We start from the raw sequence: 8207 nt of genomic DNA on the forward strand, positions 1-8207 counted from the left end.
CTACCGACCCGCCGCGCCGACGCCGCCGACGTGGGACGATCGGCCGCCCGAATAGACTCGGCCGGGTGAGTTCGCAAGCGTGGATCCTGATCGCCGCGATCGCCGCCGTGCTGTTGGTGGCGCTCGTCGCGGGTTTCGTCCTGTACAAGCGGCGCCAGATCTCCCTGGCGCCGCCCGAGCCGGACAAGGAGTTGACGGACAAGTCCGGTGGCTACACCGCGTCCGGGGGATTCAACTTCAAACAGGGCGGGGCGGCCACGCTGCCGCGCCCCGAACCGGCGCCGGAGCGGACCGACACCGAGGGACAGCCGCACGTCGGTGACGATGCCGCCGTCCCGCGCGACGCGCCGCGACGCAGTATCACCGATGTCCCGCTGCCCGAGACCGACGTGCAGGTCACCGAGGACGTGGTGGTCCCCGACGACCTCAGCACCCTCGACACCCCGCCGGTCACCACCGCCCCGCCCACCGAGATCACACCCGCCGAGGCCGCCCCGGTCGAGACGGCACCGGCCGAGACCGCTCCCGCCGCGGAACCGGCACCCACCGAGGCGCCCGCCGAGACCGCGCCCGCCGAGGTCGACGCCGTCGCCGCCGCCATCGAAGAGATCGACCCCACCTCGGGCCGACTGGTCCGCCTGCGTGGCCGCCTGTCCCGCTCGCAGAACGCCGTCGGCAAGAGCCTGCTCGGTCTGCTCGGCGGCGGCGACCTCGACGAGGACTCGTGGGAGGAGATCGAGGACACCCTGGTCCTGGCCGATATCGGCACCGCGAGCACCGCGAAGATCGTCGAACGCCTGCGCGAGGAGATGGCAACGCGCAGCGTGCGCACCCCCGAACAGGCCCGCGCCACCCTGCGTGACGTGCTGATCGAGGCGCTGCGCCCCGAGCTGGACCGGTCCATCCACGCGCTGCCGCACGCCGATCACCCGGCGATCCTGCTGGTCGTCGGCGTGAACGGCACCGGCAAGACCACCACCACCGGCAAGCTGGCCCGCGTGCTCGTCGCCGACGGCCGCCGGGTGCTGCTCGGCGCCGCCGACACCTTCCGCGCCGCCGCCGCCGATCAGCTGCAGACCTGGGGCGAACGGGTCGGTGCGGAGACCGTGCGCGGTAAGGAGGCCGCCGACCCGGCCGCCGTCGCGTTCGACGCGGTCACCGCCGGTATCGAGCGCGGCGTCGACGCCGTCCTCGTCGACACCGCGGGCCGCCTGCACACCAAGACCGGCCTGATGGACGAGCTGGGCAAGGTCAAGCGGGTCGTCGAGAAGAAGGCAGAGGTCGACGAGGTCCTGCTCGTCCTCGACTCCACCGTCGGCCAGAACGGGCTGATGCAGGCCAGGGTGTTCGCCGACGTCGTCGACATCACCGGCGTCGTGCTGACCAAGCTGGACGGCACCGCCAAGGGTGGCATCGTGTTCCAGGTGCAGCACGAGCTCGGTGTTCCGGTGAAACTCGTCGGTCTGGGTGAGGGCGCCGACGATCTGGCGCCGTTCGAGCCCGGCGCCTTCGTCGACGCCCTGCTCGGCACTACTTCCTAGCGTCACCCGCTGCCCGCCCGATCCCAGCGATCGGGCGGGCGGTGCTGTTTCCAGGGGAAACGCCGCCTCAGCCTCCCGCCGCGAACCCCGGGTGAACCGCACACTCATACCGGCCTCACCGTGAGCTCACTGGTGGTCGACAACCGCACGAAACGTGGAAGCAACACAACAGCGCAATCCGTTCACTCAGGTGAAACACCACTGCTCAACGGATGAAACACCGAGTGGCGACCCTCTGTACAGGTCCTTTTGCCGTCATCGGCAGGGCCCGAGATGAGGAGGAACACAAGGTGGCATTTCCCGTAATCGGCGCACCCGACGCCGGTGACACCGCATGGTTGCTGACCGCATCAGCACTCGTGCTGCTGATGACGCCGGGCTTGGCGTTTTTCTACGGCGGTATGGTCCGTGGCAAGAACGTCCTGAACATGATCATGATGAGCATCTCGGCGATGGGCCTGGTCACCATCCTGTGGTGTCTCTACGGCTTCTCGGTGGCATTCGGCGAGGACAAGGGCAACTTCCTCGGTGATCCGCTGCAGTACTTCGGCCTGAAGGGTGTGTTCGGCGGTCAGTACCTGGCCACCACCGACCCGGAGGCGCCGGCGGGCATCCCGCTCGCGGGCACCATCCCGCTGTCGGTGTTCGTCGCCTTCCAGCTCATGTTCGCGATCATCACCGTCGCACTCATCTCGGGCGCGGTCGCCGACCGCCTGAAGTTCGGTTCGTGGCTCCTGTTTGCCGGAATTTGGGTCACCGTCGTCTACTTCCCCGTCGCGCACTGGGTCTTCGCCTTCGACGGCGTCACCTCCGAGAACGGTGGCTGGATCGCCTCCGGTATCAAGGCGATCGACTTCGCGGGCGGTACCGCGGTCCACATCAACGCCGGTGTCGCGGGCTTGGTCCTCGCGGTGGTCCTCGGCAAGCGCAAGGGCTGGCCGAAGACGCCGTTCCGTCCGCACAACCTGCCGTTCGTGATGCTCGGCGCCGGTCTGCTGTGGTTCGGCTGGTACGGCTTCAACGCGGGTTCGGCGGTCGGCGCCAACGGCATCGCCGGTGCCACCTTCCTCACCACCACCATCGCCACCGCGGCCGCCATGCTCGCCTGGCTGCTCGTGGAGCGTCTGCGTGACGGTCACCCGACCTCCCTCGGCGCCGCCTCGGGCATCGTCGCCGGTCTGGTCGCCATCACCCCGGCGTGTTCGTCGGTGAACGTGGTCGGCGCGCTTGCCATCGGCATCGTCTCCGGCGCGCTGTGCGCCCTGGCCGTCGGCCTGAAGTTCCGCTTCGGTTTCGACGACTCGCTCGACGTCGTCGGCGTCCACCTCGTCGGTGGTCTGGTCGGCACCCTGATGGTCGGCCTTGTCGCCACGGCCGAAGCTCCCGCGGCTGTCGATGGTCTGTTCTACGGTGGTGGAGTCGAGCAGTTGAAGCTGCAGGCTGTCGGTGCCTTCGCCGTCCTGGCCTACTCGCTCGTCGTGACGGCCGTCATCGCCTACGCGATCAAGTTCACCATCGGCCTGCGCGCGAGCGAAGAAGCCGAGTCGGCGGGTCTGGACGAGTCCGAGCACGCGGAAACCGCATACGATTTCACTGCTGTGGGTGGCACGGCACGCTCGCTCGTCAAGGAGGCATGACGAACATGAAACTGGTTACGGCAATCGTCAAACCGTTCACGCTCGAAGATGTGAAAACCGGGCTGGAACAGGCAGGCGTGCTCGGCATGACCGTCAGCGAGGTCCAGGGTTACGGCCGCCAGAAGGGCCACACCGAGGTCTACCGCGGTGCGGAGTACTCGGTGGACTTCGTTCCGAAGGTCCGCGTCGAGGTCGTCGTCGACGATGCGTCGGTCGAGAAGGTCGTCGAGGTGATCGTCGAGGCCTCGCGCACCGGAAAGATCGGTGACGGCAAGGTGTGGGTGACCCCGGTGGACACCATCATCCGCGTCCGCACCGGCGAACGCGGAAGCGACGCACTGTAATTCGGTAGCAACGCACGGATATCGATCGAGCGGCGGCCCCGCTCCCACCGGCACGACCGGTCGGGGCGGGGCCGCCCGCATGAATGGCGGTGGGACTGTGGCACAACAGAACGGCGGTATTCAGCACAACGGGGCGGCCGACCTGGTCAAGGCCAGGGCGCAGCTGCTCGAGGGGGCGGGGACCCGCAATCCGCGCCTCGATCCGGAATCCCTGCGTGCGGCGCTGGTCGACCTGTTCGAACTCTGGCTGACCAGCAAGGGCAACGAGCTGGGGATCACCGCCGACAGCGGCCTGGCCGTCGTCGCGGTGGGCGGCCTCGGGCGCAGGGAGATGCTGCCGTACTCCGACCTGGATCTGGTACTGCTGCACGACGATGTCGACCCCGCCGTGGTGTCGGAGATCGCCGACCAGCTCTGGTACCCGCTGTGGGACGCCCACATCAAGCTCGATCACAGCGTGCGCACGGTGCCGCAGGCTCTGCGGGTGGCCGCCGACGACCTGATCGCCGGGCTCGGCCTGCTCGAGGCCCGGCACATCGTCGGCGACGAGGACCTGTCCAACCTGCTCATCGGCGGGGTGCGACGGGAATGGCGGACCGGCATCAGGTCGCGTTTCGACGACCTGATCGCCCAGACCAACGCCCGCTGGCAGCGCAGCGGCGAGATCGCCCACCGCGCCGAACCCGACCTGAAGAACGGCCGCGGCGGTCTGCGCGACATCCAGCTGCTCGACGCGCTCGCCATCGCCCAGCTGACCGACGCCATGCCCGGTCTGGGCCCCGAGGTGCCGGGCGGCGGCCTGAAGCAGGCGCACCGCAGGCTCCTGGACGTGCGCACCGAACTGCACCGGGTCGCCGGTCGCGCCCGCGACCAGCTGCGCGCCCAGGACGCTGACGAGATCGGCGCGGCGCTGCGCATCGGCGACCGGTTCGATCTGGCCCGCACGCTGACCGATTCGGCCCGCACGGTGAGTTATTCGACCGATGTCGGCCTGCGCACCGCGGCCAACGCGCTGCCGCGCCGCGGTCTGGCCCGGCTGCGCCGGATGCCGGTGCGCCGACCACTCGATGAGGGGGTGGTCGAGCACGCCGGCGAGGTGGTGCTGGCCAGGGACGCGCGGCCACAGCGCGATCCCGGCCTGATCCTGCGGGTCGCCGCGGCCTCGGCGCAGACCGGGCTGCCGATGTCGGCGACCACGCTCAACCGCCTGTCCGAGGAGTCGCCCGAACTGCGCGAGCCGTGGCCCAAGGACGCGCTCAACGATCTGCTCGTGCTGCTCGGCGCGGGCCGCGGCAGCATCGACGCGGTCGAGGCCCTCGATCGAACCGGGCTGTGGGGCAGGCTGTTTCCCGAGTGGGGCGCGGTGCGCGACCTACCACCCCGCGATGCGCTGCACACCTGGACCGTCGACCGGCACCTGATGGAGACCGTCGCCTACGCCGGTGCGCTGAGCACCAGGGTCGCCCGGCCCGACCTGCTCACCCTCGGCGCGCTGCTGCACGACATCGGCAAGGGCAGGGCGGGCGATCACAGCGTGGTCGGCGCCGAACTCGCCACCCACATCGGGCGCAGGCTCGGCCTGTGGCCCTCGGACGTCCGCACCCTCAGCGCCATCGTGCGCCACCATCTGCTGCTGCCCGACACCGCGACCCGGCGCGATCTGGCCGACCCGGAGACGGTGCGTCAGGTCGCCGACGCGCTCGACGGTGATGTCGGTCTGCTCGAACTGCTGCACACGCTGGCCGAGGCCGACTCGATGGCCACCGGCCCCGGCGTCTGGGGCGACTGGAAGGCCTCGCTGATCGGCGACCTGGTCCGCCGCTGCAAACTGGTCATGGCGGGGGAGCCGCTGCCGCAACCGGAGCCGATCGGCCCCGTCCTGCTGGACAAAGCCGCGGCCGGTGGCGTGCACGTCACCCTCGCGCCGGGCGAGGGCAAGCACACCTACGTGGTGACGGTCATCGCCCCCGACGAGCCCGGCCTGCTCTCCGACGCGGCGGGCGTGCTCGCCCTGCATTCCCTGCGTGTCCTCTCGGCCGCGCTCGGCGCGGCGGGGGACTCGGCGATCAACACCTTCGTGGTGACCCCGAAGTTCGGTGACCCGCCCGACGCGGGCCTGCTGCGGCAGGAGCTGATCCGCGCGATCTCCGGCGCGCTGAATCTGCCCGCAGTGCTGGCCAAACGCGAGGCCGAGGCCGTCGGCGCCGGGCCCGGCCGCTACGCGCGGGCCGTGCCGCGGCTGATCTGGTCGACGACCGGCACGCCCGGTCAGCCCATCCTCGAGCTGCGTGCCGAGGACCGGGTCGGCCTGCTCAGCAGGCTGGCGGGCGCCTTCGCCGGGGCGGGGGCGAACGTGCGGTGGGCCAAGGTGGTCACGATGGGTTCGGCCGTGGTCGACGCGTTCTGCCTCGATCTCGGCGACGCCGACAGCCCGCAGCTACGAGACCGCATCGAAAAGGCTGTCCTGGACGTGGTTCCGCATCCGGCGCCCGCCCCGCCGTCGGCGGAGGATGTCACCGACTGAGATCATCAGGACACGGTTTACTCACCGATTGCTATCAGGTTGCCCCGCAAACCGTGATCGCTGCCCGATCGGTCGAGAATGGACCTATAGCATTCGAGAGGTCTGGCTGTCACTCGTACGAGGGGAGCAGATCTGTGGCTATCGAAGTCGTTTCCGCATCGATGATGACCAGCGACGCGACCGCGCACATCGCGCGCTGCGTCGGTGGTGACCTGTGGGTGGTTTCGTGGCTGCCCGGGCGCACACTCACCGGATCCCAAGCCCTGGCCGCGATGACCATCGCGTCGACCACCGCACGGCACATCGACAGCCCCGATGCCGAATGGCAGCGCATCGAGGCACTCGCTCGCGAACTCGGCCTCACCGGCAGGGAAGCGGTGTACCTCGTGAACATCGAGAATCACGAGTTGTGCCGCACCACGCCACCGCACGTGCGCCACCGGGAATAACACCCATTACCCTGGGAGGGCAATAGACGTCCCTTTCAGATCAGGAGCGCGATCGGTGTTCGAATCCCTGTCCGACCGGCTTACCGGTGCACTGCAGGATCTGCGCGGTAAGGGGCGTCTGTCACCGGCCGACATCGACGCCACCGCGCGCGAGATCCGCCTCGCCCTGCTCGAAGCCGACGTCGCGCTGCCCGTGGTGCGCGGCTTCATCGCCAACGTCAAGGAGCGCGCCAAGGGCGCGGAGGTCTCCGCGGCGCTCAATCCGGCGCAGCAGGTCGTCAAGATCGTCAACGAGGAGCTCGTCGGCATCCTCGGTGGCGAGACGCGCAGGCTCAATCTCGCCAAGAACCCGCCGACGGTCATCATGCTGGCCGGTCTGCAGGGTGCGGGTAAGACCACCCTGGCGGGCAAGCTCGCCAAATGGCTGAAGGGCCAGGGGCATCAGCCGATCCTGGTCGCCTGTGACCTGCAGCGCCCCGGCGCGGTCACCCAGCTGCAGGTCGTCGGTGAGCGCGCCGGTGTGCCCGTGTTCGCCCCGCACCCGGGCACCTCGGTCGGTGGCGGCGAGAACCCGCTCGGCATCTCCGCGGCCGACCCGGTCGCGGTCGCCTCGGCCGGTGTCGAAGAGGCCAAGGCCAAGCAGTACGACGTGGTCATCGTCGACACCGCGGGCCGCCTCGGTATCGACGCCGAGCTCATGCGCCAGGCCGCTGGCATCCGCGACGCGGTGCAGCCCGACGAGACGCTGTTCGTCCTCGACGCGATGATCGGTCAGGACGCGGTCAGCACCGCCGAGGCGTTCCGCGACGGCGTCGGCTTCACCGGTGTCGTGCTCACCAAGCTCGACGGTGACGCCCGCGGTGGTGCGGCGCTGTCGGTGCGCAATGTGACCGGTTCGCCGATCATGTTCGCCTCCACCGGTGAGAAGCTCGAGGACTTCGACGTCTTCCACCCGGACCGGATGGCCTCGCGCATCCTCGGCATGGGTGACGTGCTCACCCTCATCGAGCAGGCCGAGCAGGTCTACGACGCCCAGCAGGCCGAGGAGACCGCCCGCAAGATCGGCAGTGGCGAGCTCACCCTCGAGGACTTCCTCGACCAGATGCTGGCCATCCGCAAGATGGGCCCGATCGGCAACCTGCTCGGCATGCTGCCCGGCGCCGGTCAGATGAAGGACGTGCTCGCCCAGGTCGATGACAAGCAGCTCGACCGGGTGCAGGCCATCATCCGCGGCATGACTCCCGCCGAGCGCGACAACCCGAAGATCATCAACGCCTCCCGCCGCCTGCGCATCGCCAACGGTTCGGGCGTGCAGGTCTCGGAGGTGAATCAGCTCGTCGACCGCTTCTTCGAGGCCAAGAAGATGATGGCCATGATGGGCCGTCAGATGGGCCTGCCCGGTGCGCGCCGCGGCAACACCAAGAAGGGCAAGAAGGGCAAGAAGGGTGGCCGCGGCCCGACCCCGCCGAAGATGCGCGGTGGTTTCCCCGGCATGCCCGCCGGGATGCCGGGCCTGCCGCCGGGCATGGACCTCTCGCAGATGCCGCCGGGCCTCGATCAGCTGCCGCCCGGTCTGGACGGTATCGACCTGTCGCAGCTGAAGTTCCCGAAGAACTGAGTTGTCGGAGCGCTGGCGCGCTCGAGGTCGCGGCCCCTTGGGTCCCGCCGGTCAGGCACCGTTGCTTGCTCCTTCGTCGACTACGCAACGGCAC

The 8207-nt window shown here is 69.4% G+C and carries 6 protein-coding genes; all 6 read left to right on the forward strand.

Annotation, left to right across the window (positions count from 1 at the left end; translation table 11 throughout):
* The first annotated feature begins 65 nt into the window (after positions 1-65).
* The 6 genes from ftsY (at position 66) to ffh (ending at position 8113) form a co-directional block, all read left to right on the forward strand.
* Complete coding sequence (gene ftsY, locus ACWF82_RS32515; protein WP_452507405.1) at positions 66-1541, forward strand: signal recognition particle-docking protein FtsY; 1476 nt, start codon at positions 66-68, stop codon at positions 1539-1541.
* A gap of 290 nt (positions 1542-1831) precedes the next feature.
* On the forward strand, positions 1832-3178 hold the full coding sequence (locus tag ACWF82_RS32520; RefSeq protein ID WP_452507406.1) for an ammonium transporter: 1347 nt from the start codon (positions 1832-1834) through the stop codon (positions 3176-3178).
* Positions 3179-3183: 5 nt separating this feature from the next.
* Complete coding sequence (locus ACWF82_RS32525; protein ID WP_110036141.1) at positions 3184-3522, forward strand: P-II family nitrogen regulator; 339 nt, start codon at positions 3184-3186, stop codon at positions 3520-3522.
* A 79-nt stretch (positions 3523-3601) separates the two neighbouring features.
* Positions 3602-6046, forward strand: a complete 2445-nt coding sequence (locus ACWF82_RS32530) for a [protein-PII] uridylyltransferase (RefSeq protein WP_452507407.1) — start codon at positions 3602-3604, stop codon at positions 6044-6046.
* Between the two features lie 134 nt (positions 6047-6180).
* Positions 6181-6495: a hypothetical protein gene (locus ACWF82_RS32535; protein WP_229739554.1), complete on the forward strand. Its 315-nt coding sequence runs from the start codon at positions 6181-6183 to the stop codon at positions 6493-6495.
* A 55-nt stretch (positions 6496-6550) separates the two neighbouring features.
* Entirely contained in the window at positions 6551-8113 is a 1563-nt protein-coding gene (gene ffh, locus ACWF82_RS32540; RefSeq protein WP_452507408.1) for a signal recognition particle protein, read from the forward strand.
* The last annotated feature ends 94 nt before the right edge of the window (positions 8114-8207 follow it).

The organism is Nocardia sp. NPDC055053 (assembly GCF_053608285.1).

Excerpts from the sequence above, each read along its gene's own strand:
- ACWF82_RS32530 (WP_452507407.1), top strand. The coding sequence starts at position 3,602 with ATGAATGGCGGTGGGACTGTGGCACAACAGAACGGCGGTATTCAGCAC.
- ACWF82_RS32525 (WP_110036141.1), top strand. The coding sequence starts at position 3,184 with ATGAAACTGGTTACGGCAATCGTCAAACCGTTCACGCTCGAAGATGTG.